At 73.7% G+C, this 23,736-nt stretch carries 21 protein-coding genes; 13 read left to right on the top strand and 8 right to left on the bottom strand.

Translation table 11 applies throughout. The annotated features are described in order from the left end of the window. Nucleotides 1–77: 77 nt before the first annotated feature. Nucleotides 78–1,064 (bottom strand): zinc-binding dehydrogenase, encoded by a 987-nt coding sequence (locus DP939_RS15290; protein WP_113981355.1) that lies wholly within the window; start codon nucleotides 1,062–1,064, stop codon nucleotides 78–80. Nucleotides 1,065–1,384: 320 nt separating this feature from the next. On the opposite strand from DP939_RS15290, the gene tuf reads away from it, so the two are divergent. Beyond that, complete coding sequence (gene tuf / locus DP939_RS15285; protein ID WP_113981354.1) at nucleotides 1,385–2,557, top strand: elongation factor Tu; 1,173 nt, start codon at nucleotides 1,385–1,387, stop codon at nucleotides 2,555–2,557. 147 nt (nucleotides 2,558–2,704) lie between these two features. Here tuf and DP939_RS15280 read toward each other — a convergent pair whose 3' ends face one another. The 3 genes from DP939_RS15280 to DP939_RS15270 all read right to left on the bottom strand — a co-directional run bounded on the left by DP939_RS15280 (nucleotide 2,705) and on the right by DP939_RS15270 (nucleotide 5,014). Continuing rightward, entirely contained in the window at nucleotides 2,705–3,622 is a 918-nt protein-coding gene (locus DP939_RS15280) for a transglutaminase-like domain-containing protein (RefSeq protein ID WP_113981530.1), read from the bottom strand. A gap of 88 nt (nucleotides 3,623–3,710) precedes the next feature. Beyond that, entirely contained in the window at nucleotides 3,711–4,112 is a 402-nt protein-coding gene (locus DP939_RS15275) for a TIGR03668 family PPOX class F420-dependent oxidoreductase (RefSeq protein ID WP_113981353.1), read from the bottom strand. Nucleotides 4,113–4,114: 2 nt separating this feature from the next. Then, nucleotides 4,115–5,014, bottom strand: coding sequence for a TIGR03620 family F420-dependent LLM class oxidoreductase (locus DP939_RS15270; protein WP_113981352.1), 900 nt, complete (start codon nucleotides 5,012–5,014; stop codon nucleotides 4,115–4,117). Between the two features lie 151 nt (nucleotides 5,015–5,165). On the opposite strand from DP939_RS15270, the gene DP939_RS15265 reads away from it, so the two are divergent. Together DP939_RS15265 and DP939_RS15260 are read left to right on the top strand one after the other, a co-directional pair. After that, a complete protein-coding gene (locus tag DP939_RS15265) occupies nucleotides 5,166–6,314 on the top strand; it encodes a DUF5925 domain-containing protein (RefSeq protein WP_225878262.1) in 1,149 nt (382 codons plus the stop codon). Between the two features lie 132 nt (nucleotides 6,315–6,446). Beyond that, entirely contained in the window at nucleotides 6,447–8,990 is a 2,544-nt protein-coding gene (locus DP939_RS15260; RefSeq protein WP_147268003.1) for a LuxR C-terminal-related transcriptional regulator, read from the top strand. Nucleotides 8,991–9,000: 10 nt separating this feature from the next. Here DP939_RS15260 and DP939_RS15255 read toward each other — a convergent pair whose 3' ends face one another. Beyond that, nucleotides 9,001–10,086: an MFS transporter gene (locus DP939_RS15255; RefSeq protein WP_225878279.1), complete on the bottom strand. Its 1,086-nt coding sequence runs from the start codon at nucleotides 10,084–10,086 to the stop codon at nucleotides 9,001–9,003. Nucleotides 10,087–10,278: 192 nt separating this feature from the next. Between DP939_RS15255 and DP939_RS15250 the strand changes: the two genes are divergently transcribed. Further along, nucleotides 10,279–10,905, top strand: coding sequence for an HNH endonuclease family protein (locus DP939_RS15250; protein WP_113981349.1), 627 nt, complete (start codon nucleotides 10,279–10,281; stop codon nucleotides 10,903–10,905). Nucleotides 10,906–10,908: 3 nt separating this feature from the next. On the opposite strand, the gene DP939_RS15245 is transcribed toward DP939_RS15250, so the two are convergent. From DP939_RS15245 to DP939_RS15235, 3 genes are all read right to left on the bottom strand, one after another. Then, a complete protein-coding gene (locus DP939_RS15245) occupies nucleotides 10,909–13,911 on the bottom strand; it encodes an alpha-mannosidase (RefSeq protein WP_113981348.1) in 3,003 nt (1,000 codons plus the stop codon). 26 nt (nucleotides 13,912–13,937) lie between these two features. Then, nucleotides 13,938–14,972, bottom strand: a complete 1,035-nt coding sequence (locus DP939_RS15240) for an alpha/beta hydrolase (RefSeq protein ID WP_113981347.1) — start codon at nucleotides 14,970–14,972, stop codon at nucleotides 13,938–13,940. A 138-nt stretch (nucleotides 14,973–15,110) separates the two neighbouring features. Further along, entirely contained in the window at nucleotides 15,111–15,350 is a 240-nt protein-coding gene (locus DP939_RS15235; protein ID WP_147268002.1) for a hypothetical protein, read from the bottom strand. A 348-nt stretch (nucleotides 15,351–15,698) separates the two neighbouring features. Here DP939_RS15235 and DP939_RS15230 point away from each other — a divergent pair, with 348 nt between their 5' ends. The 9 genes from DP939_RS15230 to DP939_RS45425 all read left to right on the top strand — a co-directional run bounded on the left by DP939_RS15230 (nucleotide 15,699) and on the right by DP939_RS45425 (nucleotide 23,732). Further along, entirely contained in the window at nucleotides 15,699–16,628 is a 930-nt protein-coding gene (locus tag DP939_RS15230) for a phosphate/phosphite/phosphonate ABC transporter substrate-binding protein (RefSeq protein ID WP_113981345.1), read from the top strand. A gap of 4 nt (nucleotides 16,629–16,632) precedes the next feature. Next, complete coding sequence (phnC, locus tag DP939_RS15225) at nucleotides 16,633–17,415, top strand: phosphonate ABC transporter ATP-binding protein (protein ID WP_199565183.1); 783 nt, start codon at nucleotides 16,633–16,635, stop codon at nucleotides 17,413–17,415. Beyond that, entirely contained in the window at nucleotides 17,412–19,043 is a 1,632-nt protein-coding gene (gene phnE, locus DP939_RS15220) for a phosphonate ABC transporter, permease protein PhnE (RefSeq protein ID WP_113981344.1), read from the top strand. Before phnC ends, phnE begins: the two co-directional genes overlap by 4 nt. Nucleotides 19,044–19,117: 74 nt before the next feature. Further along, nucleotides 19,118–19,834, top strand: a complete 717-nt coding sequence (locus tag DP939_RS15215) for a GntR family transcriptional regulator (RefSeq protein WP_113981343.1) — start codon at nucleotides 19,118–19,120, stop codon at nucleotides 19,832–19,834. Continuing rightward, nucleotides 19,831–20,271 carry a phosphonate C-P lyase system protein PhnG gene (locus DP939_RS15210; protein ID WP_113981342.1) on the top strand — a complete coding sequence of 147 codons (441 nt, stop codon included), beginning with the start codon at nucleotides 19,831–19,833 and terminating at the stop codon, nucleotides 20,269–20,271. The genes DP939_RS15215 and DP939_RS15210 overlap by 4 nt, the downstream gene beginning before the upstream one ends. Then, a complete protein-coding gene (gene phnH / locus DP939_RS15205) occupies nucleotides 20,268–20,894 on the top strand; it encodes a phosphonate C-P lyase system protein PhnH (protein ID WP_158578583.1) in 627 nt (208 codons plus the stop codon). Before DP939_RS15210 ends, phnH begins: the two co-directional genes overlap by 4 nt. Beyond that, the gene (locus DP939_RS15200) at nucleotides 20,894–22,030 is read left to right on the top strand and encodes a carbon-phosphorus lyase complex subunit PhnI (protein WP_113981340.1); all 1,137 of its coding nucleotides are present in this window, start codon (nucleotides 20,894–20,896) and stop codon (nucleotides 22,028–22,030) included. Before phnH ends, DP939_RS15200 begins: the two co-directional genes overlap by 1 nt. Continuing rightward, nucleotides 22,027–22,908 (top strand): alpha-D-ribose 1-methylphosphonate 5-phosphate C-P-lyase PhnJ, encoded by an 882-nt coding sequence (locus DP939_RS45430; protein WP_147268001.1) that lies wholly within the window; start codon nucleotides 22,027–22,029, stop codon nucleotides 22,906–22,908. Before DP939_RS15200 ends, DP939_RS45430 begins: the two co-directional genes overlap by 4 nt. After that, nucleotides 22,905–23,732, top strand: a complete 828-nt coding sequence (locus tag DP939_RS45425) for an ATP-binding cassette domain-containing protein (RefSeq protein ID WP_147268000.1) — start codon at nucleotides 22,905–22,907, stop codon at nucleotides 23,730–23,732. Before DP939_RS45430 ends, DP939_RS45425 begins: the two co-directional genes overlap by 4 nt. Nucleotides 23,733–23,736: the final 4 nt, after the last annotated feature.

Here is a 23,736-nt window from a genome sequence, read left to right as displayed (position 1 = left end):
CGCTAGCACCCGTTGACAGATGCTCTGACACCCTCTGACGATCACTGTCGTCATGCGGCCCTGAGGCCCGCGTTCGCTCAGGGGACCAGCACGACCTTGCCCATGGTCTGGCGGTTCTCCAGGGCGGCGTGCGCCTGCGCGGCGTCCTTCAGGGGGAACTCGTGCACGATCGGCCGCAGCGCGCCGGACCCGGCGGCGGAAAGCGCCCACTCCTCCAGTTCCCGGATGCCGCCGGGACGCTTCATCAGCCGCGGGCCGAACGGGACCGCGACGGTCAGGCCGCGCTCGTAGAGGAGATCCGTGGTGATCTCGACCTGGCCGCCCGCCACGTCGGACGAGCCGAACAGCAACAGCCTGCCGCCGGGGCGGAGCAGGTCCATCGCGAACCGCCCGGCCTCGCCGCCGACGCCGTCCAGGGCCACGGTCGCCGTGAGACCGGCGAGGGCCTGCCGTACGGTGTCCTGCCAGCCGGGCCGGGTGTAGTCGAAGGCGTGGTCCGCGCCCAGTTCGCGGGCCTTGGCCACCTTGGCGGGGCCGCCGGCGAGGGCCACGACGGTCGCGCCCGCGTTACGGCCCGCCTGGACCAGCAGGGCGCCGATGCCGCCCGCGGCGGCCGTCACCACGGCGACGTCGCCCTCGACCAGACCGGCCACCTCCAAGATGCCCATGGTGGTGCGCCCGGTGCCGATCATGGCCACCGCCTCGCCGAAGTCCACGCCGTCCGGCACCTCGTGGACGGCGGCCACGTCGCGTACCGCGAGTTCCGCGTACCCGCCGGGGACCAGGCCCAGGTGGGCCACGACGCGACGGCCGAGCCAGGACTCCTCCACGCCCTCACCGAGCGCGTCCACGACCCCGGCGACCTCCCGGCCCGGGATGGTCGGCAGTTCGGGCTCGGCGAACGGCCCGCCGACGGTACCCGCCCGGATCATCGTGTCCACCAGGTGCACCCCGGCGGCCCGGACCGCGATCCTCACCTGGCCAGGGCCGGGCACCGGGTCCGCGGCCTCCTCATAGATCAGGTTGTCCGCCGGTCCGAATGCGTGCAGCCGGATCGCCTGCATGTCTTTCCACCCCTTTTGTCGTTATCGAGAACCCACGATGCAACCTCAAGTCAGGTCGAGGTCAACCGCGCCGGAAAACCGGTTGCCCCGGCAGGCCGGCGTACCGGACGATGGGCGGCATGTTCCGGCACGCGCTGTTCCCGACGACGCCCGCATCCGCGGGCGCGCCGGCGCGTGCCCCGATGCCCTGCGCCGCGGCGCTTCCCGGCGGCGTCGAGCGCTGACCCTTTCCCGGTCGTCCTGGGTGACCCGGCGGGGAAGGGTCGAGCGAGCGTGCGGGTCGCCATCTCATGGCACCACCGGGCATCGAAGGAAGGATCATGGCCAAGCGGGCCTACACGCGCACCAAGCCGCACCTCAACATCGGCACGATGGGGCACGTGGACCACGGTAAGACGACGCTGACCGCGGCGATCACGAAGGTGCTCGCCGAGCGCGGCGGGGCGAAGTACGTGCCGTTCGAGCGGATCGACCGCACGCCGGAGGAGGCGGTTCGGGGCATCACCATCAACATCTCCCACGTCGAGTACGAGACGGCCGACCGGCACTACGCCCATGTGGACATGCCCGGCCACGCCGACTACGTGAAGAACATGATCACGGGGGCCGCGCAGCTCGACGGGGCGATCCTGGTCGTGTCCGGGCAGGACGGGATCATGCCGCAGACCCGCGAGCACGTGCTGCTCGCGCGCAGGGTCGGCGTCGAGCACGTCGTGGTCGCGCTCAACAAGGCCGACGGGGCCGACCCTGAGCTGCTCGACCTCGTCGAGCTGGAGCTGGCCGAGCTGCTGGCCGAGCAGGGCTACCACGACGTGCCCATGGTCCGGGTCTCCGGGCTGCGGGCGCTGGCCGGTGACCCGGAGTGGACGGCCTCGATCGAGTCGCTGCTGCGCGCGGTGGACGAGCACGTACCGGTGCCGGTGCGCTACACCGACGCGCCGTTCCTGCTGCCGGTGGAGAACGTGCTCACCGTCACCGGGCGCGGCACGGTGGTGACCGGCGCCATCGAGCGCGGCACGGTCCGGGTGGGCGACACCGTCGAGGCGGTCGGCCTGGGCGGCGGCTTCACCGCGGTGGTGACCGGGGTGGAGACGTTCGGCAAGACGATGGAGCACGGCGAGGCGGGCGACAACGCGGCCGTGCTGCTGCGCGGTGTGCGCAGGGAGCAGGTACGCCGGGGTCAGGTGCTCGCCGCGCCGGGCTCGCTGCGCGCGTACAGCCGGTTCAGGGCCAGGATCTACCTCCTGACGACCGCCGAGGGCGGCCGTAGCACCCCGATCGCGACCGGCTACCGCCCGCAGTTCTACCTGCGCACGACCGACGTCCCCGGCCGTGTCGAACTCGACACGGCCACCTCCGCCCTGCCCGGCGACACGATCGAGGCCATCGTCGACCTCGGCAAGCCCGTGGCCCTGGAGACAGGCCTCGGCTTCGCCGTACGCGAGGGCGGCCTCACGGTCGCCGCCGGCACCGTACTCACCCCCCTCGTGTGACCCAACGCCCCGGAAGCCCCTCCCACGGCCTCCGGGGCTCCGGGATGTTCACGGCCTCCACGCTGACGGTGGATCCGACCGCTCCGGATCCACCGGGTGCCCGCGGTCTTCGGGAGTCTCCGAGGTATCGGGGTGACGGCGATGGGCTCAGGGGGCCGGGGAAGGTGGGCGAGGGGTGGAGGTCCGGCGGTCCAGATCGATGTCGGCGTGCCGGCCCGTCGGTGACAGGCAGATCACCTGGCGGCCCGGGCGCAGCCCGGCGTCGGCGCTGTAGCGGCGGGCCAGTTCCGGCTCGGCGGCCGTGTCGCCCGCCTCGGCGGCCAGCAGCAGTGCGGCGACCTCGTCGATCGGCTCGGGGCCGCCCGGCATGTCCGGGCCGGTCATCCCCCAGGCGTCCCACAGCAGCAGTTCGTCGCCGCGGCGGTGCGCCAGTTCGTGGACGACCTGGTCGCGGAGGAACCACTCGCCGCTCATCGGCAGCGAGGGGTCCACGCCGCAGGTGTCCGCGTCCAGTTCGCCCGCGCGAAAGGCCGTCCACGCCCGCGCGGCGGTCATGAAGCGCCACTCCTCGCCGGGGCCGAGCCCGCGCGGGACATCGGCCGGGTCGAAGGGCCGGTCGGCCGCCGGTTCGAGCTGGGCGTCGAGCAGCACCCAGCGTTCCCCGTCCCAGTACTCGGCGACCACATGGTCACAGTTCCAGCCGGGCATCAGGTAGCTCGCCAGCCCCACCCGGCTGCGCGCCGGGACCCCCTGGTGCCGCAGCGCCGCCACCATGAGCAGGGTGAAGTCGCGGCAGCAGCCCGCCACCCGGTCCTCGGGGGCGCGCGGCACGGTCAGCGGCCCCGGGTTGCGGCTCTGGTCGGCGGCCAGGATGCGGTCCAGCCACCTGCCGTCGATCTCGGCCAGCCGGCCAGGGACGAAGGACAGCCCGCTCGCCCGGTAGTGCACGAGGACGTTTCGTACCACGGCGGACAGTTCCACCGGGTCGGCGGGCAGGCCGTCGAGCAGCGCCGCGTACGGGCCGGGATCGCTGTAGCGGGACTGCCGGGTGAACAGGTCCAACATGGCCGGGATTCCCTTCTGCCGGGTCACCCTGCGATCCTCGCTCACCGACCCCGACCGGCGCACGGTCGATTTCACCGGCCCTGGGGGCTCAGCCGGACCAGCCCGACCAGCGGTCCACGGTGATCAGTACGGCGGGCCCGCGCGGCGGCCGGTCGCGGTACTGCGGGTACTTCTCCACCAGCCAGCCGGTCTCCGGCGTGCCGTCGCGGGCCACCCGCGCGTGGCCGTCGGCGCGCGCCCACCAGAGCCGTGTCCAGTCGGCGTCGTCGTAGTGGTCGGCCAGCAGGGACACCCGCGGGCGCGCCTCGATGTCGGCCAGCCTGCCCAGTGCCGCCGTGGTCTTGGGCTTGTGATCGACGGCGGTCACCACCACGTCCCCGCGCACCGCGAACGTCACGGGGACCAGGCGCGGCGAGCCGTCCGTGCGGATCGTGGCCAGCCGCGCCACCCTGGCCGCGGCGAACAGCTCACGGGCGCGCCGCGGGTCCACGCTCAGCCCCCGGCGGGGCGCGGGGTGAGGCCGAGGGCGGGGGCGAGTTGGGAGAGCTGCGCGCTCACCTGGCCGAGGTCGGCGGACAGCGCCTGGACGGCGACGTGGTCGGCCCCGGCGTCGAGATGCGCCCGGACGCGGGTGGCCACGGTCTCGGCGTCGCCCCAGGCGACGATCGCGTCCACCAGGCGGTCACTGCCGCCGCCCGCGAAGTCGTCGTCGCCGAAGCCGAGCCCGCGCAGGTTGTTCACGTAGTTGGGCAGACCGAGGTAGACCGACGTGTGGGCGCGCGCGGTGGCCCTGGCGGTGGCCGGGTCGGTTTCGAGCACCACCGCCTGCTCGGGGGCGAGCAGCCTGCCGGGGCCGAGCGCCTCGCGGGCCAGCGCCGTGTGCTCGACGGGCACGAAATAGGGGTGGGCGCCCGCCGTACGCTCCCTGGCCAGTTGCAGCATCCGGGGGCGCAGCGCGGCCAGCACGGTGGGCACCGGCGGGTCGGCATGGAACTCCAGGCCCTCCCTGGCGGCCTCCAGCGCCGAAAGGTAGTCGGCGGTGGCGGACAGAGGGCTCGCGTAGTCGTGGCCGCGGAGGGCGACGAGGGGCTTGTGGCTCACACCGATGCCCAGCAGGAACCGCCCGGGGTAGGCCTCGCCGAGCGCTTCGGCCGCCGCGGCCATGGCGGCGGCGTCGCGGGCCCACAGGTTGGCGATGCCGGTCGCGACCGGGACGGTCTCGGTGGCGGCGAGCAGAAGCGCCGCGGAGGTGAACACCTCCCGGCCGCCCGGCGACTCGCCGACCCAAAGCGCGCCGTACCCGAGCCGCTCGATCACCGCGGCGGCCTGCCGTACGGCGGGCAGCGGGGCCCGCCCGAAGAGCTGCCAGACGCCGATACGCCCGATGTCCATGATCCTCCTTGTGGGGAACGCGCCTGAGATCGAATCTACTCGCCGGACCTCTCCCGTCCCAGGAGGCACCAGGAACAACGGGGAACCGCCTGGCAAGACCGGTCTCGGAAAACCCGTCGACAGGGGGCCGCCCGGCTCGGATCATTGACCCATGTCAGTCGTCAAGGAGGTCCGATTCAGCACACCACGCGAGCAAGGCGGACAGGAGGAGGGGGCCACCGGCCTGCCGATGACCGTATGGCTGGATGACGGCGACTCGGCGCTCGATGTCATCGACGCGCTCGCCCTGTCGCCGTTCGCCACGGGGGCCCAGCCATGGTCGCGCTCGGCGTCGGTGGAGCGCGTGCTGCCGGACGCGCCGCTGATGCCGTCCGGCGGTCGTGTGGTGCGCGCGGCGCACGAGGAGGACGGCCGCGACTCCCGCCTCATCGAGGGCGAGGGCTGGACGCTGCGGGTGATCAGGTGGAAGGACCGCTCGGCGACCGTCCACGTCTCGGCGGTCAGCGAGGAGCTGGCCACGAGCGTGGTCGCGGAGACCGTTCGCGACGCCGCCGCCCCCGCGCCCGAGGCGGCCCATGTGGAGATCGGCTTCTGGTGGCGTACCGAGCGCGGGGGGCGGCGCAGGGAGCGGCCGATCACCGCGATGCCCTGGGCGCGGATCGCGGGCAACTACAGCCGCGCGGCGGGCGGGCAGCTGGATCGCCTGATGCGGCTCACCCGCGACGACGTGAGCGGCCGGCTGCTCCTGCTGCACGGCGCGCCGGGCACCGGCAAGACCACGCTGCTGCGCAGCCTGGCCCGCGAGTGGCGGGACTGGTGCCAGGTCGACTGCGTGCTCGATCCGGAGCGGCTGTTCCACGACCCCGGATACCTGATGGAGGTCGCCATCGGCTTCGGCGAGCCGGGTGACGGGCCCTCGGGCGAGGAGACCAAGTGGCGGCTGCTCGTCCTGGAGGACTGCGACGAGCTGATCCGGGCGGGCGCCAAGGCGGCGAGCGGGCAGGGGCTCTCGCGCCTGCTCAACCTGACCGACGGCCTGCTCGGCCAGGGCCGCGACGTGCTCGTGGCCATCACCACCAACGAAGACCTGTCCCGGCTGCACCCGGCCGTGGTCCGCCCTGGGCGCTGCCTGGCCCGCGTCGAGGTCGGCCCGCTGCCCCGCGAGGAGGCGGCGTCCTGGCTCGGCAGCGACCAGGGCATCGGCCCCGACGGCGCCACCCTCGCCGAGCTGTACGCCCTCCGCAACGGCCAGTCGATGCCCTCCCCCTCCCCCCAGGAATCCACCGGCCTCTACCTCTGACCCACCCACCCGCATCCCCACCCCGTTCGGGGGTGGCCCTGGGGTTCAGGGGTATGCGGAACTGAGGGGTGGGGGAGATCGGCGGGGCGCATACCCTCGCATGTGTGTTGGTCCTCACATAGCCTTTCAAGGGTGGTGAACCCGTGGCCGTTCGCCGGCCGTACCGAGGCGGTGGCGCGGATCGGGTCGGCGGAGGGCGGGCTGGTGGTGGCCGGGCCGTCGGGTGTGGGGAAGAGCCGGCTCATCGCGCGGGCCGTACGCGGGCTGCCCGGAGTGGCCTGGGTGCGCGGCAGTGAGGCGGTGCGGCGGATCCCGCTGGGGGCCTTCGCCCCGCTGCTGCCCGCCGCGCAGCCGCCCGCTGACGGCCCGCTCCGCTGGGCCGCCGCCACGATCACCGCGCCCGTGCTGGTGGCCGACGACGCGCACCTGCTCGATCCCGCCTCGGCCGCGCTGGTCCATCGGATCGCGGCGAACGGCACGACCCGCGTGATCGCGTCCGTCCGCGCCGACGCCGAGCCGCCCGACCCCGTGCTCGCGCTGTGGAAGGACGACCTGCTGCCGCGCCTGGACCTCCCCCCGCTGTCCCCCCGCGAGAGCGCGGGCCTGCTCACGTCCGGGCTGGGCGGGCCGGTCGAGCCGGACACCGCCGCCCTGCTGTGCCGCGCCGCCCAGGGCAACCCGCTCCACCTGACCGAGCTGGCATTGTCCCGGCGGCTCACCCGCGTTCGCGGCGAGTGGCGCTGGCGCGGCCCCGAGCCCGTGCCCGGCGCGCTCGGTGAGCTGGTCGCCGAGCGGATCGCCGGGCTGCCGGACGCCGAGCGGGCCGCGCTGGAGCTGGTCGCGTACGGCGAGCCGGTGGGCGCGGGCCTGCTGGCCGGGATGACCGGCGGCCGGGCGGCCCTGGAGGGGCTGATCGAGCGGCGGCTGGTCATCGTACGCCGGGAGAACCGCAGGGTTCAGGTCCGCCTGGCCCATCCGCTGTACGGGGAGGTGGCGCGCGCCCGGTGCGCCGCCCCGCACGCCCGGCAGCGGGCGGGCGCGCTGGCCGAGGCCGTCACGGCGCTCGGCTCCAAGCGACGCGAAGACGTACTGAAGGTCGCCCTCTGGCGGCTGGACGGCGGGGTGCCCGGCGACCCGGCCCTGCTGCTGGCCGCCTGCGACCTCGCCAGGTCCATGCGCGACCTGGACCTCGCCGAGCGCCTGGCCAGGGCGGCGGTGGACGCGGGCGCGGTGCGCGCGCTGCCCAAGCTGGGCGCGGTGCTGGCCGGCCGGGACCGCCACCAGGAGGCCGAGGAGGTCTACGCCGCCGCGTGGGAGCGCGACCTGGACGATTCCACCCGGGCCGACTGCGGCCTGATGCGGGCGCTGAACCTCGTCTGGGGCATCGGCCGGATCGACCAGGCCCGTGCCCTGCTGCGGGAGATCCCGCTCCCGGCCGGTGACGTGGCCACCCACCAGAGCGTGATGGCGATGCGCGCGTCGCTGGAGAGCGCCGCGGGCGACGTACGCGCCGCCCGGGCGCTGCTGGCCAGGGCGCGTGAGCTGGGCCCACTGGGGCCGCGGGCGCTGCGCGGCAACGGCACCACCGAGGCGGCCATCCTGCTCGGCGAGGGCCGGGCCACGGCGTGCCTGGCGATGGTGGACGCCACGCTCGCGGTGCTGGCCGAGGAGCCGGACGCGCGGCCGGGCCTGAGTTCGGCGCTGGCGGACACGGCGGTGCAGGCCGCGCTGCTCACCGGCGATCTGGACGCCGCCGAACGCCTCACCCGCGAGGGGGCCGAGCCGGGCGCGGGCTTCGGGCCCTGGCAGCGGCCACGGCCGCAGTTCGGTTCGCGGCGGGCGCAGGTACTCCGGCTGCGCGGCCGGGTGGCCGACGCGCTGGACACCTCCGCCGACGCCGTGGCCGGGCTGGCGCCGCGCGGGCTGCTGGCCGCGCAGTGCCTGAGCGAACTGGCGCACGCGCACGCGCTGCTCGGCGACGCCGACGCGGCCACGGACACGCTGGAGCTGGCCGAGCGGATCACCCTGCCGATCGGCCCGCACGTGGTGTTCCCGCTGCGCGCGGCCCGGGTGTGGACGCTCGCCGCGCGCGGCGACGTACCGGGGGCGATCGCGGCGGCGCTCCGGCTCGCCGAGTCAACGCTGCGGTGTTACGCGCCGTTCGCGCTGCACGACGTGGTCCGGCTGGGCCACGGGGAGCTGGTCGCGGAACGGCTGGCGGCGCTGGAGGTGGACGGCCCGCTGGCCGCGCTGTTCGTCCGGCACGCCGCCGCCACCACCGGCCGCGACCTCGACGCGGTGTCCGCGGCGTTCGAGGAGCTGGGCATGCTGCTGCACGCGGCCGAGGCGGCGGCACAGGCGGCGGCCCGCCACCGCGACACGGGCGCGCGCCGCGCCGCCCGTACCTCCGCCACCAGGGCGGGCGCCCTGGCCCGGCGCTGCCAGGGGGCCCGTACCCCCGCGCTCGCCGGTCTGGAACTCCCGGAGCTGACCCCACGGCAGCGGCAGATCGCCGAACTCGCCGCCCAGGGCCTGACCAACAGGGAGATCGCCGAACACCTGGTCGTGTCGGTCCGCACGGTCGCCAACACCCTCTGCGCGGTCTACGACCGCACGGGCGTCAGCGACCGCACCGCCCTCGCCGACCTCCTCGGCACAGCAACAGGGCCCATCTGACCGTCCCGCCTCACCGTGAGGTCCGGCGGAGGCCCAGGGCGATCAGCAGGTACGGCACCGCCGCAAGCGCGAAGATCTGCCATGGTGGCGCCCAGGTCGATCCGGCGCCGTAGGCGGCGAAGAGCAGTACCGCCACCACCTCGGAGCCGAAGCCCGCCACCGAGGTGATCGTCGCGCGGTAGCGGTCGTTCACCTGTTCCTGGAGCCGGGCGTCGGCCGCCGCCATGGCCCAGTGGAAGCCGCCGAACGCCACGCCGACCAGGGCGAATCCGGCCGGGCCGGTGGCCGCGCCGACGGCGAGGCAGGCGGCGGCCAGGGCCAGGACGGGTGTCAGCCGGCGGGTGCCGCGACCGGCCGCCCAGCCTCCGGCCACCGCGCCGAGATCGGTCATCAGCATCAGCAGCGGGACCGCGGCGAGGGCCACGCCGGTTCCGGCGGCGAGCATCGGCAGGTACTCGTCGATGGCGGTGAGGCCGGTGAGCAGGGAGGCGAGCAGCAGGGTGAGGCGCAGCGCGGGGGCCTGCCGTACGGCGGCGAGGCCGTCACGCAACAACGCCCGGACACCGCCCGAGTCGCCGGAATCCTCGTCCTGGTCCGGTGAGACCCTGGTCTCGGGGAGGGCCATGCCCGCGACCGCGCCCAGCGCGCACGCCGCGATGCTCGCCACCCCCACCGCCGGATAGCCTCCCCAGGCGAGGACCGGCGCGGCCAGCGCGCTCGCCGCGAGGATCGCGGTGGACCCCATGGCCCGGGCGCGGCCGATCACCCTGGCGTAGGAATCGGCGCGGCCGACGTGCGCGAGCTCCTCGTAGACCAGCGCCTCCCAGGCCCCCGAGGTCAGCGCGGTGCCCACGCCCCACAGCACGAAGCCCGCCGCAAAGGAGGGATAGCCCGGCAGGAACGTCCACAGCGCGTAGCCCGCGCCGGTGACGAGGGGCGAGACGATCAGCAGCAGCCTGCGCGAGAAGAGGTCGGCCAGCAGCCCGGACGGGACCTCGAACGCGAAGGAGGCCACGGACCAGATCACGAAGAGCGTGGAGATCTGCGCGGCCGACAACCCGGTCTCGGCGAACAACAGCGCATAGACCGGATAGATCAGGATGAGGTCATCAAGGAACGCGTAGGCGTAGAGCCGACGCGTCAGCCGGTGTTCAGGTGAAGATCAATGTCGCCAGGTCATGCCCGGCACTTTACACGATCCCCACCAGGCCAAGGAACGGCAAGGAGAGCCCCGGGGGCGGTGTGGGGCCCCCGTCACCAGGGGTGATGATCTCTACCGTCACCGCGCGTGAAACACACCACAGCACTCGCCGCAACCGCGTCCGCGATCACGTTCGTCCTGCTCGGCGGCCTCCCCGCCGCCGCCTCGCCGCCTCCCCCGCCCCCGGTCACCGCCGCCCTGACCAACCTGGAGGCGCTGCCCATCGCCCCGCCCGGCAGCAGCGCGGGCTATGACCGGGAGCTGTTCCCGCACTGGACCACGGTGTCGGGGACCTGCGACACCCGCGAGACGGTGCTGCGGCGGGACGGCGACCAGGTCACCACCGACGCCGCCTGCCGCGCCGTCTCCGGGAGCTGGTTCTCCCCCTACGACGGGGTGACCTGGACGCGCGCCTCCGACATCGACATCGATCACATGGTGCCGCTGTCGGAGGCGTGGAAGTCCGGGGCGGACCAGTGGACGACCGAGCGCCGCAGGGCGTTCGCCAACGACCTCGCCTCCAGCCAGCTCTGGGCCGTCACCGACAACGTCAACCAGGCCAAGGGCGACAAGGACCCTGCGCTCTGGCGTCCGCCGCTGGCGAGCTTCCAGTGCACCTACGCCCGCTCGTGGGTGGACGTGAAGTACAGGTGGGGGCTCGCGGTGGACGACGCGGAGAAGACCGCGCTGGCCGAGATGCTCGCGACCTGCTGACGATCACGCCCGCCGCAGCCGTAGCGTGACGATCTCGAACGGCCGCAGCCGCAGTTCCTCGTCCGGCCCGGCCGGGCGGCGACCGCCCGCGAGCGGCCGTTCGAGCAGGTCGGTCTCGATCGTCTCGGCCACCGGCACGGCGCAGCGCAGCCGTACCGCCGCGCGCCCGCCCAGGCACTCGTACAGCCGCACCACCAGGTCGCCTGAGCGGTCGTCGGCGAGCTTGACCGCCTCCACGACCACGCCCTCGCCGTCCAGGGTCACCAGCGGGCGCACGCCGTGTGCCCCCCGCACGGTACGCGGCGGGAGGTTGAGGTCGTAGCCCTCGCGCACCGCGTCGGCGATGGCCGCGCCGGGCACGATCGCGTACCGGAACCGGTGCACGCCCTGGTCGGTCTGCGGATCGGGGAAGCGGGGGGCGCGCAGCAGTGAGAGCCGCACGGTGGTGCCGGTGCCGCCGCCCTGCCTGGGCGGGCGGGTGACGTCGTGGCCGTAGGTGGAGTCGTTGACGACGGCGACGCCGTAGCCCGGCTCGCCGACGTGCAGCCAGCGGTGCGCGCAGATCTCGAACTTGGCGGCGTCCCAGGAGGTGTTGGCGTGCGCGGGCCGGTAGACGTGGCCGTACTGGATCTCCGCGGCCGAGCGGTCGGCCCGCACGTCGATCGGGAAGGCCGCCTTCAGGATGCGTTCGCGCTCCCGCCAGTCGACCTCGGTCTCGATGTCGAGGCGGCGCGCGCCGGGCAGCAGGCGCAGCGTCTGGCGCACCCGGGAGGAGCCGAAGGCGCGTACGACGCGCACGGCGGTGGCGTCGTCGGGGGCGACCTCCTCGGCCTCCACCAGGTCGGTCACCGTGTTGCGGTAGTAGCCCTCCACGTCCCAGGCGTCCCAGCTGATGGGCAGGTCCTTGTGGAGCTGGAGCAGGTTGCCCCGGACGCCGGGGGGCAGCACCTCGCGGTCGGCGGTGAGGTCGCGCAGCGAGGTGATCAGCCCGTCGCCGTCCACGGTGACCCGCAGCAGCCCGTTGTCCATGACGAACTCGCCGCCCGCGATGGTCATGACGGTCGTGCTCGCCTCGGTCTCGGGGTCGCGGGTGGCGCCGAACGCGGGCACCCCGCCCCGGGCGTACGGCGAGCCGTTGAACACCACGGGCCGCCCGCCGCGGCCCGCCAGCGCCCGCTGCGCCTGCCGGATGATCTCCTCCAGCTCGGCGCCGATCTCGGCGTAGGCCGCCTCCGCCTCGCGGTGCACCCAGGCGATCGAGCTGCCCGGCAGGATGTCGTGGAACTGGTTGAGCAGCACCCGCTTCCAGAGCCGGTCCAGCTCGTCGTAGGGGTAGCCGGCGAGCCCGGCGACGGCGGCGGTGGCCGACCACAGCTCGGCCTCGCGCAGCAGGTGCTCGCTGCGCCGGTTGCCCTGCTTGGTGCGGGCCTGGCTGGTGTAGGTGCCGCGGTGCAGCTCAAGGTACAGTTCGCCGACCCACACCGGCGGGTCGGGGTATTCGGCAGCCGCCGCCTCGAAGAACTCCACCGGCGTCTCCATGCGCACCCGCGGGGAGCCCGCGAGGTCCGCCGTACGGCGGGCGCGCGCCACCATCTCCCTGGTCGGCCCGCCGCCCCCGTCCCCCCAGCCGAACGGCACCAGCGATCGGGTGCCGCGGCCCTTTTCGGCGTAGTTGTCGGAGGCGCGGGCCAGCTCGTCGCCGGACAGCTCGGCGTTGTAGGTGTCCACCGGCGGGAAGTGGGTGAAGATCCGCGTGCCGTCGATGCCCTCCCACCAGAAGGTGTGGTGCGGGAACCGGTTGGTCTGGTTCCAGGACATCTTCTGGGTGAGGAACCACTGCGACCCGGACAGCTTGATGAGCTGCGGGAGCGCCGCCGAGTAGCCGAAGGAGTCGGGCAGCCACACGTCCACGGTCTCGATGCCGAACTCCTCGGCGTAGAACCGCTTGCCGTGCACGAAGTGGCGGGCCAGCGCCTCGCCGCCGGGCATGTTGGTGTCGGGTTCCACCCACATGCCGCCGGTCGGGACGAACTGCCCGGTGGCGACGAACCGTTTGACGCGTTCGTAGACGGCGGGGTGGCTCTCCTTGATCCAGGCGAGTTGCTGGGCCTGCGACATGGCGAAGCGGAAGCCGGGCTCGATCTCCATCAGGTGGGTGACGTTGGCCGCGGTCCTGGCGACCTTGCGGACGGTCTCGCGTACCGGCCACAGCCAGGCCGAGTCGATGTGGGCGTGCCCGACGGCGGAGATCCGGTGCGCGGCGGCGTGGGCGGGGGCGGCCAGCACGCCGGTCAGGCACTCGCGGGCGGCGGCGGCCGTGGGCCCCACGTCGAGCGGGTCCAGGACGTCGAGCGCGCGCTCCAGGGCGCGCAGGATCTCGTGGCGGCGCGGCTCCTTCTCGCCGAGCCGGTACATGAGCTGCTCCAGCACCTCCATGTCCTGGACCAGCTCCCACACCTCGCGGTCGAGGACCGCGAGGTCCATCCGCAGCAGCCGGTAGAGCGGGGCGGTGCCCGCGGTCTCCTTGTCGCCGAGCGGCGTCGGCACGCCGATCGGATAGATGATCGGGTTGGCCGCCGCCTCGACCCAGAAGAAGACCTCCTCGCCGCCCGCGGCGGAGGCGGCCACCGGCAGCCAGGCGTTGCGCGGGTTGACGCCCTTCACCGGGCGGCCGTCGGCGGTGTAGGCCAGCGCCTCGCACAGGAACCCGGTGCGATCGATGACGAAGCCGATGTCGATGACCGCCTCGACCGTCTCCCCCGCCCACTCCCGCGGCACCCGGCCCGACAGGCGGAACCAGCTCGTGCCCCAGGGCGGGCCCCACACCTCGCCGATCCGCGCCGGGCGGTACTCCTGCCCGATGGCGTGCTCGAAGGGGACCGGCTCGCCTGGAGCGTGCCATACCTGGACGTCGAGCGGGACGGCGCGCCGGTACACCGCCGGGCGGACGCGTTCGCGCAGCACGCGGTCCAAACGCGCCTCGGCGAGAAGGCGGTCATCATGCATGCGGGTCTCCTTCGCGGGGGGACTGATCAGGCGGCGAGGCGTTCGCACAGCCAGGCCAGGGCGAGCGGGTAGCGGTACTCGATGCCGGCGTGCCCGGCGTCGAACAGCTCGAAGTGAACGCGTTCGCCGGGCACGCCGGCGGCCTGCACGGCGCGGCGGAAGGCCACCGCGCCGAAGTCGAGGTGGTACTCGTCGCCGGTGCCCGCGTCGATCCAGAGCGCGCGCATCGACCGCAGCGCCTCGGCGTGGCCGGGCCGGGCGGCCATCAGCACCGGGTCGCGGGCCAGCCAGCGCTCCCACACGGCGGGCACGACCGCGCCGGTGTCGTCGAAGGGGACGCGCACGGTGCCGTCGGCGTCGGCGGAGTAGGCCGCCGCGTAGGCGTAGACCTCCATCAGCTCCAGGTCGCCGGGCCTGGTGCCGGCGATCCTGCTCCTGAAGTCGGCCAGGAACGCGGCGTAGGAGCCGCCGTGCAGGTCGCGCAGCAGCCGGGCACGGGCCGGGAACGCGGGCCGGTAGGCGACCTCGAAGAGCGCGTCGCCCGCGTGGGTGGCGAAGGCGCCGAACAGGTCGGGGCGCAGCATGGGGGTGACCATGGCCGCGTAGCCGCCGCTGGACTTGCCGGTGATCGCCCGGTGGTCGCGGCTCGCCAGGGTGCGGTACCCGGCGTCCACCCACGGCACGATCTCGTCGCACAGGTAGGAGTGGTAGCGCCCGGTGGCGGGCGAGTCGAGGTACTGGCTGCCGCCGTAGGAGGTCCACGCGTCGAGGTAGACGACGATCGCGGGCGGGGCCCGCTTTTCGGCGAACACGGCGTCGGCCAGCTCGGGGTAGGACGGGCGGAACGGCACGCGGTTCAGCCACATGCCGACCTGGCCCGTGTAACCCTGGGTGACGTAGACGACCGGGTAGCGCCGCCGCGGCTCGTCGTCGTAGCCGGGCGGCACGTAGACGAGCAGCGGTCTGCGGTGCGGGTCACCGAGCGGGTTGCCGCGCAGCAGCTCGCTGGCGATGACGTGGTGGTCGAGGCGACCCGCGAGTTCGGCGGACCAGGGCGGCATGGGCGCTTGCTCTCCATTCGGCGGCCGGACGGCGGGCGACGAAGGCGATGTACCCCCGTGGCCGGCCCGTCCCCCGCACGCGGAGGGAAGGAGTCGCTACCCCTGGCTGCTCTTCGACCTCACCGGTCGACTACCGTCTCACCACTCCTCGACCGGGAGTTCGACCTCGTTGCTCGGGTCGAAGACCACGACGCCGTCGTCGAGCCGGACGACGTGCACGTTGCGCGCCATGCCGCGGCCGTACGCGCGGCGGGCGGCCTCACGCGCCCAGTCGGCGAAGTGGTAGCCGTCGCTCTCCACCCCGCCGCCGGGAAGCTCCCAGCGCACCTCGAATCGGTTCGGCGGCCACGCCGGTGCCAGTGGCGGGTGCTGTGGCATGAGTTCCATCCCCTTGTGCTGCTCTCTCTTCGAGCGTCCACCTGCGCTTTGCCAGGACGCGGGCGTCGCTTGAAGCCCCGATGACGAAAGTCGAGGCTAGCCTCCCCGGTTACGGCTGACCAGAACCACCCCAGGGTTTAGGGCACCCCAGGGGTATTCGGAAAGCGGCCAGATCCTGTCCTATAGGGGCCGTCACCAGGATTTAACCCGCCCGTTCATGCGGCGTCAGCTTCCCCTGAAGGTCCCCTCCACTTACGCCTGCACGGTTGTAGTCAGCCAAAACGACAAAAGCTGACAACCATCACCAAACCCCCGCAAAGTACACCGAGCACGTATCGGAGCCTGATCATGTCACGTCGCGCGCTGTGCGCCGCGTCACTGGGTGTCGCCGTCGCCGCCGCCCTGTCCGCCTGCTCCTCGTCCACCGCAGGGGCCGAGAGCGGCGAGGAGCTGACGTTCGCCGCGATCCCCGCAGAGCAGAACGCCGACCCGGTCGTGGACTACGGCAACGTCATCAAGCTGATCGAGAAGAACACCGGCAGGAAGGTGAAGTTCGTCCGCTCCACCGACTACAACGCGGTCATCGAGGGCACCGTCTCCGGCAAGATCGACATCGCGGAGTTCGGCCCGCTCTCGTACGTGCTCGCCAGGAACAACGGCGCCAAGATCTCCCCGATCGCGTCCACGGTCACCGAGGGGCTGCCGCCCACCTACGTGAGCTACGCGGTCGTCAAGTCCGGCAGCCCGATCGGCGACCTGGCCGGGCTCAAGGGCAAGAAGGTGTGCTTCGTGGACCCCGGCTCCACCTCGGGCTACCTGTTCCCGGCCGCCGCGCTGGTGGGCGCGGGCATCGACCCCAAGACCGGCGTCTCCCCCGTGATGGCGGGCGGCCACGACAACAGCGTCACCTCCGTGACCGCGGGCACCTGCGACGCGGGCTTCGCCTACGACCAGATGGTGGACAAGCTGCTGGTGGAGAAGGGCAAGATCAAGCAGGGCGACGTGAAGGTCATCTGGAAGTCCGAGCCCATCCCCAACTCCCCGATCGCGATCAGCGACGCGCTGCCCGCCGACATCAAGACCAAGCTGGCCGACACCTTCGTCAAGGACGCCAACAAGGACCGCCTGGTCGCGCTCGGCATCTGCGCCGACCCGAACACCTGCAAGGTCACCTCCGACGGCGAGGTGTGGGGCTTCGGCTCGGTGAACGACGCCACCTTCGACCCGATCCGCAAGGTCTGCGCGGCCACCAAGCATGACAAGTGCTCGGAGGCGTAGCGACATGAACCACGACATGAACCACATCGTGGAGATCGACTCGCTGGTCAAGACGTACGGCGAGACGCGCGCCTGCGACGGCGTCGCCCTGACCGTGAACGCGGGCGAACTGGTCGCCCTGGTCGGGCCCTCGGGCTCGGGCAAGTCCACCCTGCTGCGCCACCTCAACGGGCTCGCCCGGCCGGACTCCGGGAGCGTCCGCGTGCTCGGGGTGGACCTCGCCACCGCGCGCGGGCGCGGCCTGCGCGCGCTGCGCCGCCGGGTCGGCATGGTCTTCCAGCAGTTCAACCTGATCGGGCGGCTCACCGTGCTGGAGAACGTGCTGACCGGCGCGCTCGGCCGCGACCCGCTGCCCCGGTACGGCATCGTCACCTGGCCCAAGGCCGACCGCGCCGCGGCCATCGAGCACCTGGACCGGGTCGGCCTCGCCGACCGGGCCTACCAGCGCGCCGACAGCCTGTCCGGCGGACAGCAGCAGCGGGTGGCCATCGCCAGGATGCTCATGCAGCGCCCGGAACTCGTGCTCGCCGACGAGCCGGTGGCCTCGCTGGACCCCGAGTCCGCCGCCCAGGTGATGGACCTGCTGTTCCGGATCTGCCTGGAGGACCGGCTCACCGTGGTGTGCAGCCTGCACCAGATCGACCTAGCGCTGGCCTGGACCCGCAGGGTCGTCGGCCTGCGCGACGGCCGTGTGGTGCTCGACCAGCCGACCGCCGCGCTGGACCAGGAACGGCTGCGGCGGGTGTACGTGCCGGCGGCGCCGGTCGCCGTGGGCGCGGGCGCATGACGCATGGTTCGGCCGCCCGCGCGGCCCCGGTCCCGCTGACGCCGCCGCCGAGCGCGCGCAGGATCGCCGCGTGGGCGTACCCCGTCGTGTTCGTCCTGCTCGGCGTGCTCGCGGTGCGGCACGTCGGGATCGGCCTCGCCGCCCTGGCCGAGGGCGGCGACGCGATGGGGGCGCTGCTCGCGCGGGCCTGGACGCCCACGCTGGCCGCCCCCGCGACGACCTTCGCCCACGTCCTGGACACCCTGTCGATGACGATCGCGGGCACGGCGCTCGCGGTCGCCGCGGCGGCGGTGCTGGCCGTACTGGCGGCGCGCAACACCACGCCCGGCCCGGCCGTGCGGTCCCTGGCGCTCGCGCTGATCGTCGGCTGCCGGGCGATCCCCGACATCGTGTTCGCCATCTTCTTCGTCGCGGCGCTCGGCATCGGCCCGCTGCCCGGCGTGCTCGCCCTCGGCCTGCACTCCATCGGCATGCTGGGCAAGCTGTTCACCGAGGCGGTCGAGGCGGCCGACGACGGGATCGGCGAGGCGGTGGCGGCCACCGGGGCCGGGCCGGTACGGCGGCTGCTCGCCGGGGTCTTCCCGCAGGCGGTGCCGTCCATGGTGGCGGTCACGCTGTACCGGATCGACATCAACTTCCGCGCCTCGGTGCTGCTCGGCGCGGTCGGCGCGGGCGGGATCGGGATGGACCTGCGCACCGCGTTCGGGTTCACCGACTACCGGGAGGCGCTCGGCATCTCCTGCGTCGTGGTGGCGGTGGTGTTCCTGGTCGAGGCGGTCTCGCTGGGGCTGCGCGCGCTGCTGCTCGGCGGCGGCCGGGCGAGCGGGCTGCCGCCGGTCCGCGGCACGCGGGTGCCGTGGACGGCCGGGCGCACCGTCACGCACGTCGCGGCCTGGGGCGGGCTGATCGTCGCGGCGGTGGCCTTCTGGCGCTCGGGGGCGACGCCCGGCGCGGTCCCGGCCGCGGTCGCGGGCTCGCTCCAGGCGCTCACCGAGTTCTTCCCGCCGGACTTCGCGCCGGTGCTGGACATCCTCGGCCCCGGCCTGGCGGAGGTCTGCGCCATCGCGATGGCCGCGACGTTCCTGGGCGTGCTCGGCGGGCTGGTGCTGGGCCTGCTGGCCGCGCGTACCGTGGCGCCGCATCCGGCGGTCCGCGCGGTGGCCCGCGCCGCGCTGGCCTTCCTGCGCTCGATCCCGGACCTGCTGCTGGTGCTGCTGTTCGTGGCCGCCTTCGGGATCGCCGAGGGCGCGGTGGCGGGCACCTGCGCGCTCGCCCTGTTCACGGCGTCGTTCGTGGGCAAGCTGGTCGCCGACACCGCCGAGGAGATCCGGCCCGGCCCCAAGGAGGCGATCCTCTCGACGGGGGCGAGCCGGGTGCAGGAGCTCCTGTACACCGTCCTCGGCCAGCTCACCCCGCGCCTGACCGGCCACTCCCTGTACGCCCTGGACGTCAACCTGCGCTCCTTCCTGGTGCTCGGCATCGTGGGCGCGGGCGAGATCGGCTTCGCGCTCAGCAGGCACATCCGCTCGCTGGACTATGACGTGGTGACCGCGATCGTGCTGCCGATCTTCGCGATCGTGCTGGTCGTGGAGCTGGTGTCGGCGTCGCTGCGCGGGGCGTTGCGGTGACGGTGACCGCCCGGCAGGTGCCGATTCACCCGCCGGGCCCCTCCGGTTCACCATCGGCGGACAGTCTGCTTGTCATGACAAGCTCCCACCGCTATTTGGAGATGGCAGAAGAGCTGGAGTCAGAACTGCAGCACGTGCCCGTGGGCTCACGGGTCCCGAGCGAGCACGCCCTGGCCAGCAGGTTCGGCGTCAGCCGGCCCACCGCCCGGGCGGCGCTGCAGGAGCTGGAACGCCGCCTGCTGGTGCATCGGGTGCAAGGCCGTGGAACGTTCCGGAGGGGCCGGCTGGACTACGTCATCAGCCCCTCCTGGCCGCCCTCGTTCAGCGAGACGCTGCGCCGCGCGGGCGGCGTGCCGGGGGTGCGGCTGATCTCGGTCACCGTACGGCGGGCCGTGGAGCAGGAGTGCCGCCAGCTCGCCCTGCCCGCGGCCAGCGCCGTGTGGTCGGTGGAGCGCGTCTTCACCGTGAACGGCGAGGTGGCGGCGTACGCGACCAGCGTGCTCCCGCACCGCGCGCTGCCCGGCCTGGACGCCGCGCTGACCGGTGAGCCGTCCCTGGCCACCGCGCTGCGCAGGCGCTACGGCATCGCCGTGCAGCGGCTGCGCTACCGGATCAGCCTGGCCAGCCCGCCACAGGCGATCGCCGACCACCTCACCGTGGACCGGACGCCGACCTGGCTGGCCGAGAGCGTCAACCGCACCTCGCACGGCACGCCCATCGAGAGCGCCCGCACGTACATGCGCGCGGACGTGCTCAACATCAGCTTCGAGATGGAGGAACGAACACCGTGACCGCGAAGCTCACGACCGAGCGCCGCGCCGAACTGCTGTCCGCGGCCACCCGCGGCGAACTCGTCCCGCTGGCCGAACGCCTGCTCGCCCAGGGCGCGCTCGGCGAACCCGCCGTTCTGGTCCCGCCCGAGGTGGGGATGGTGATGGTCCAGGTACGCGAGCCCATCGCCGAGGAGCGCTTCTACCTCGGGGAGGTCCTGGTGACCCGCTGCGGAGCCGAGGTCGGAGGAGTCGCCGGCTGGTCGATGCGCGGCGACGACGACCGCATCGCCGCGCTGGCCGCCGCCCTCCTGGACGCCGTCTGCGCCGCCGGGCTGCCGGAGTCGGCCGAAGTGGAGGACCTGTGCGCGGCCGTCGAACTGCGCAGGCGGCGCGAGATCGACGAGGAATGGGCCCGGATCGCCCCGACCCTGGTGACCTTCGAGGAACTGCCATGACCGCGAGCATGAGCACGAGCACGGCGGACGTCCGGGGGGTGCGGCGCGACCCGCGCGCCTCCCAGCGGGACTTCCGGGTGCTGCTGGACGTGCTGTCCCGGCCGGGGCGGATCGGCCGCCTCGCGGTGACCCCGGGGACGCCCGCCGCGACCATCCCGGTGGCCGGGCTGGCGGACGTGGAGGTCCCGCTGGCCGTACTGCCCGGCGACGGAGGCCAGGAGTGGGCCCGAGCGCTGCGGGTGGCGACCGGCGCGCCCGCCGCCGAGCCGGAGGCGGCCCGCCTGGTACTGGCGCTGCGCCCGCTCACCCCCGCCGAGATCGGCGCGCTGCCGCGCGGCGACGCGCTGCACCCCGAGCTGGGCGCGCGCCTGGTACAGGCGGTGGACGCGCTGCTCCCCGGCGCGCAGGCCGCGCCGGGCGACACGGTGCTGACGCTGGAAGGACCCGGGATCGACGGGCGGGCCGTACTGGCGGTGCGCGGCTTCGGCGCGGACGCCGCCAGGGCGCTGGCCGCGGCCAACGCCGGTTTCCCCGCCGGGATCGACACCTTCCTGGTCGCGCCGGACGGCGCGGTGGCCGGACTGCCGCGCAGCACGCGGATCACGCTGGAAGGAGAGGGCTGATGGGATTTTCCAACGCGCGCGGCGGCACCGAGGCGATTCTCGCCGCCGAGCGGCTGGTACGGCGCAGCGGCGAGGAGGCCGGCAGCGACCGGCTCGGCCTCGCCCAGCTCATCGAGCGGATGGGCCTCGCCGTGGACCGGGTGATGGGCGAGGGCGGGCTGTGGTCGCCCGAGCTGGCCGCGCGGGCGCTGCGCCAGGCCGAGGGCGACGTGATGGAGGCCGCCCAGTTGCTGCGCGCCCACCGCTCCTCGATCCCCCGCCTCGCCTACTCCGAGGTGGCCTCCACCGACGAGCTGCGGGTGATCCGGCGCATCTCCTCCGCCTTCCGGAACCCGCCGGGCCGCCAGCTTCTGGGCCGCACCACCGACTACGTGGGCCGGCTGCTGGACCTGATGCCCGAGGACGCCGACGAGGCCGATGAGGCGCCGCCCGCCCGCCACAACGGGCACGGCCATGGGCACGGTCATGGGCATGAGCACGTCGAGGACGAGCCGGTCACCACCGAGGACCAGGACCTTCAGCACCCGCCGCGGCTGATCGGCCTGCTGCGCGAGATGGACATGGTCGTGGAACGGCGTACGGACGGGGAGGACCCAGAGCCGTTCGACATCACCCGTGCCCCCGCCCGGCCCGGAGCGCCCCGCTCGGCCGTACTGGCCGCGCTGGCCCGCGCCGAGACCGGCGCGCTGGTGAACCTCTGGTACGCCTACACCTTCAGCACCGTCAAGCACGGCCACGAGATCCCCGGCGAGGTCCGGCACGGCTGGCTGCCGGTCAAGGTGGCCCACCCCGTCACCGGCCGCCCGGTCACCGTCACCGAGATCCGGGTCACCGAGGTCGAGACCATCGACGACCTGGACCGGCCCGAGGAGGACCGCAGCCGGCTGGACCTCGGCTACGGCCTGTGCTTCGGCCACAACGAGCGCAAGGCCATCGCCATGGCCGGGCTGGACCTGCTGGTCCACCGCGACGGCGGCCGTACCGAGCTGGAGCAGCGGGTGCTGATCACCCTCGACGGGATCGAGGCGTGCGGCTTCCTCGAACACCTGAAGCTCCCCCACTACGTCGACTTCCGCTCGCTCCTTGACCGCAAGCGCGCGGTCAGGGGCACGTCCGCCGATGGAGGCCCCCGATGACCACCACCCTGCGCCCGGGTACGGCCCTGCGCGGCCTGGCCGGGGACGCGGAGACCACCGGGATCTTCGACGAGCTGTCCCGGCGCGAGGTCCGCAGGGCCGTCCTGACCGCCGTCGCCGTGCCCGGCTACCAGGTGCCGTTCGGCTCCAGGGAGATGCCGGTCGCCCGCGGCTGGGGCTCGGGCGGGCTGCAGGTGACGCTGGCCCTGGTGGGCTCCGAGGACCGGCTGAAGGTCATCGACCAGGGCGAGGACGCCGGGGTCAACGCCGCCAACCTGCGCAGGCTGGTGTGCGGGCAGGCCGGCTGCGAGGAGGTCACCGACACCCGCGAGGCCACCCTCGTGCAGTCGCGGCACCGCATCCCCGAGACGCCGATGACCGAGGACCAGGTGCTGGTCCTTCAGGTGCCGGTGCCCGAGCCGCTGCGCGGCGTGGTGTCGGACATGCGCGAGCAGCGGCGGATGCACGCCGAGGCCGACTACGCCGAGATGTGGGTCAGCCTGTACGAGGACATCGTGCGCAACGGCGTGGTCACCCGGTCGGCCGGCTACCCCTGCCTGGTGAACGGCCGCTATGTGATCTCCCCCACCCCGATCCCGCGCTTCGACGTGCCCAAGCTGGACCACTCGGCGCACCTGACCCTGTTCGGCGCGGGACGCGAGAAGCGCATCTACGCCGTACCGCCGCACACCCTCGTCGAGCCGCTGACCTTCGAGGACGTGCCGTTCGAGGTCGAGCACACGCCGGGGGCCGCGTGCCGCCACTGCGGCTCGGCCGGCACCTACCTGGTGGAGGAGCCCGCCCAGGACGGAACGGTCCACTGGGTGTGCAGCGACACCGACCACTGCGCCAGAAACCGCACGGAGGAGGACCGATGAGCGCCCTGAAGGTCGAGGGGCTCGGCAAGATCTACGGAGACCCCGGCCCGGCGTCGCTGGCCGGCACCGGCCCCGAGCACGGCACCGCCCTGTCGCCCGCCACCGGCGCGATGGTCGCCTGCTGGGACGTGTCCTTCGAGGTGGAGCCCGGCGAGGCGCTGGGCCTGGTGGGCGAGAGCGGTTCGGGCAAGTCCACCGTGCTGCGCTGCATCGCCGGGGACGAGCGGGCCACCGCGGGCAGTGTGCACGTCGCCGGGATGCCGGGCACGAACCTGCTCACCCTGGACGACTCCGCCCGCCGCGCGCTGCGGGTGAACACGATCTCCGTGGTGTACCAGGACCCCGCCGCCGGGCTGGACCTGCGGGTCAGCGCGGGCGGCAACATCGCCGACCGGCTCACCGCGGCGGGCTGGCGGCACTTCGGGAACATCAGCTCACGGGCCGCGGAACTGCTGGAGCGCACCGAGGTCCCGCTGTCCCGGATGAACCACGTGGTGGACACCTTCTCCGGCGGCATGCGCCAGCGGGTGCAGATCGCCAAGGCGCTGGCCAACCGGCCCGCGATCCTGCTCCTGGACGAGCCCACCACCGGCCTGGACGCGTCGGTCGCGGCCGGGGTCCTGGACCTGCTGCGCGGCCTGCTGGAGGAACTGGGCGTGGCCGCCGTGGTCGTGTCGCACGACTTCGCCGTCATCGAGGCGCTGACCCGCAGGGTCGTGGTCATGCAGCACGGCCGGATCGTGGAGGCCGGTCTCACCGACCAGTTGCTCGAAGACCCGCAGGACGCCTACAGCCAGCGGCTCGTCTCGGCCGCGAGGGGATGAGGCC

The organism is Spongiactinospora rosea, from assembly GCF_003315795.1.
In the GTDB taxonomy this organism is placed as follows: Bacteria; Actinomycetota; Actinomycetes; order Streptosporangiales; family Streptosporangiaceae; genus Spongiactinospora; species Spongiactinospora rosea.
This window is presented reverse-complemented; position numbering and strand designations above follow the sequence as displayed.

What these genes read in the sequence shown, in the direction of transcription:
- DP939_RS15290 (WP_113981355.1), bottom strand. Translation starts at nt 1,064, where the DNA reads ATGCAGGCGATCCGGCTGCACGCATTCGGACCGGCGGACAACCTGATC.
- tuf (WP_113981354.1), top strand. Translation starts at nt 1,385, where the DNA reads ATGGCCAAGCGGGCCTACACGCGCACCAAGCCGCACCTCAACATCGGC.
- DP939_RS15280 (WP_113981530.1), bottom strand. Translation starts at nt 3,622, where the DNA reads ATGTTGGACCTGTTCACCCGGCAGTCCCGCTACAGCGATCCCGGCCCG.
- DP939_RS15270 (WP_113981352.1), bottom strand. Translation starts at nt 5,014, where the DNA reads ATGGACATCGGGCGTATCGGCGTCTGGCAGCTCTTCGGGCGGGCCCCG.
- DP939_RS15265 (WP_225878262.1), top strand. Translation starts at nt 5,166, where the DNA reads ATGTCAGTCGTCAAGGAGGTCCGATTCAGCACACCACGCGAGCAAGGC.
- DP939_RS15245 (WP_113981348.1), bottom strand. Translation starts at nt 13,911, where the DNA reads ATGCATGATGACCGCCTTCTCGCCGAGGCGCGTTTGGACCGCGTGCTG.
- DP939_RS15240 (WP_113981347.1), bottom strand. Translation starts at nt 14,972, where the DNA reads ATGCCGCCCTGGTCCGCCGAACTCGCGGGTCGCCTCGACCACCACGTC.
- DP939_RS15235 (WP_147268002.1), bottom strand. Translation starts at nt 15,350, where the DNA reads ATGCCACAGCACCCGCCACTGGCACCGGCGTGGCCGCCGAACCGATTC.
- DP939_RS15230 (WP_113981345.1), top strand. Translation starts at nt 15,699, where the DNA reads ATGTCACGTCGCGCGCTGTGCGCCGCGTCACTGGGTGTCGCCGTCGCC.
- phnC (WP_199565183.1), top strand. Translation starts at nt 16,633, where the DNA reads ATGAACCACGACATGAACCACATCGTGGAGATCGACTCGCTGGTCAAG.
- phnE (WP_113981344.1), top strand. Translation starts at nt 17,412, where the DNA reads ATGACGCATGGTTCGGCCGCCCGCGCGGCCCCGGTCCCGCTGACGCCG.
- DP939_RS15215 (WP_113981343.1), top strand. Translation starts at nt 19,118, where the DNA reads ATGACAAGCTCCCACCGCTATTTGGAGATGGCAGAAGAGCTGGAGTCA.
- phnH (WP_158578583.1), top strand. Translation starts at nt 20,268, where the DNA reads ATGACCGCGAGCATGAGCACGAGCACGGCGGACGTCCGGGGGGTGCGG.
- DP939_RS15200 (WP_113981340.1), top strand. Translation starts at nt 20,894, where the DNA reads ATGGGATTTTCCAACGCGCGCGGCGGCACCGAGGCGATTCTCGCCGCC.
- DP939_RS45430 (WP_147268001.1), top strand. Translation starts at nt 22,027, where the DNA reads ATGACCACCACCCTGCGCCCGGGTACGGCCCTGCGCGGCCTGGCCGGG.
- DP939_RS45425 (WP_147268000.1), top strand. Translation starts at nt 22,905, where the DNA reads ATGAGCGCCCTGAAGGTCGAGGGGCTCGGCAAGATCTACGGAGACCCC.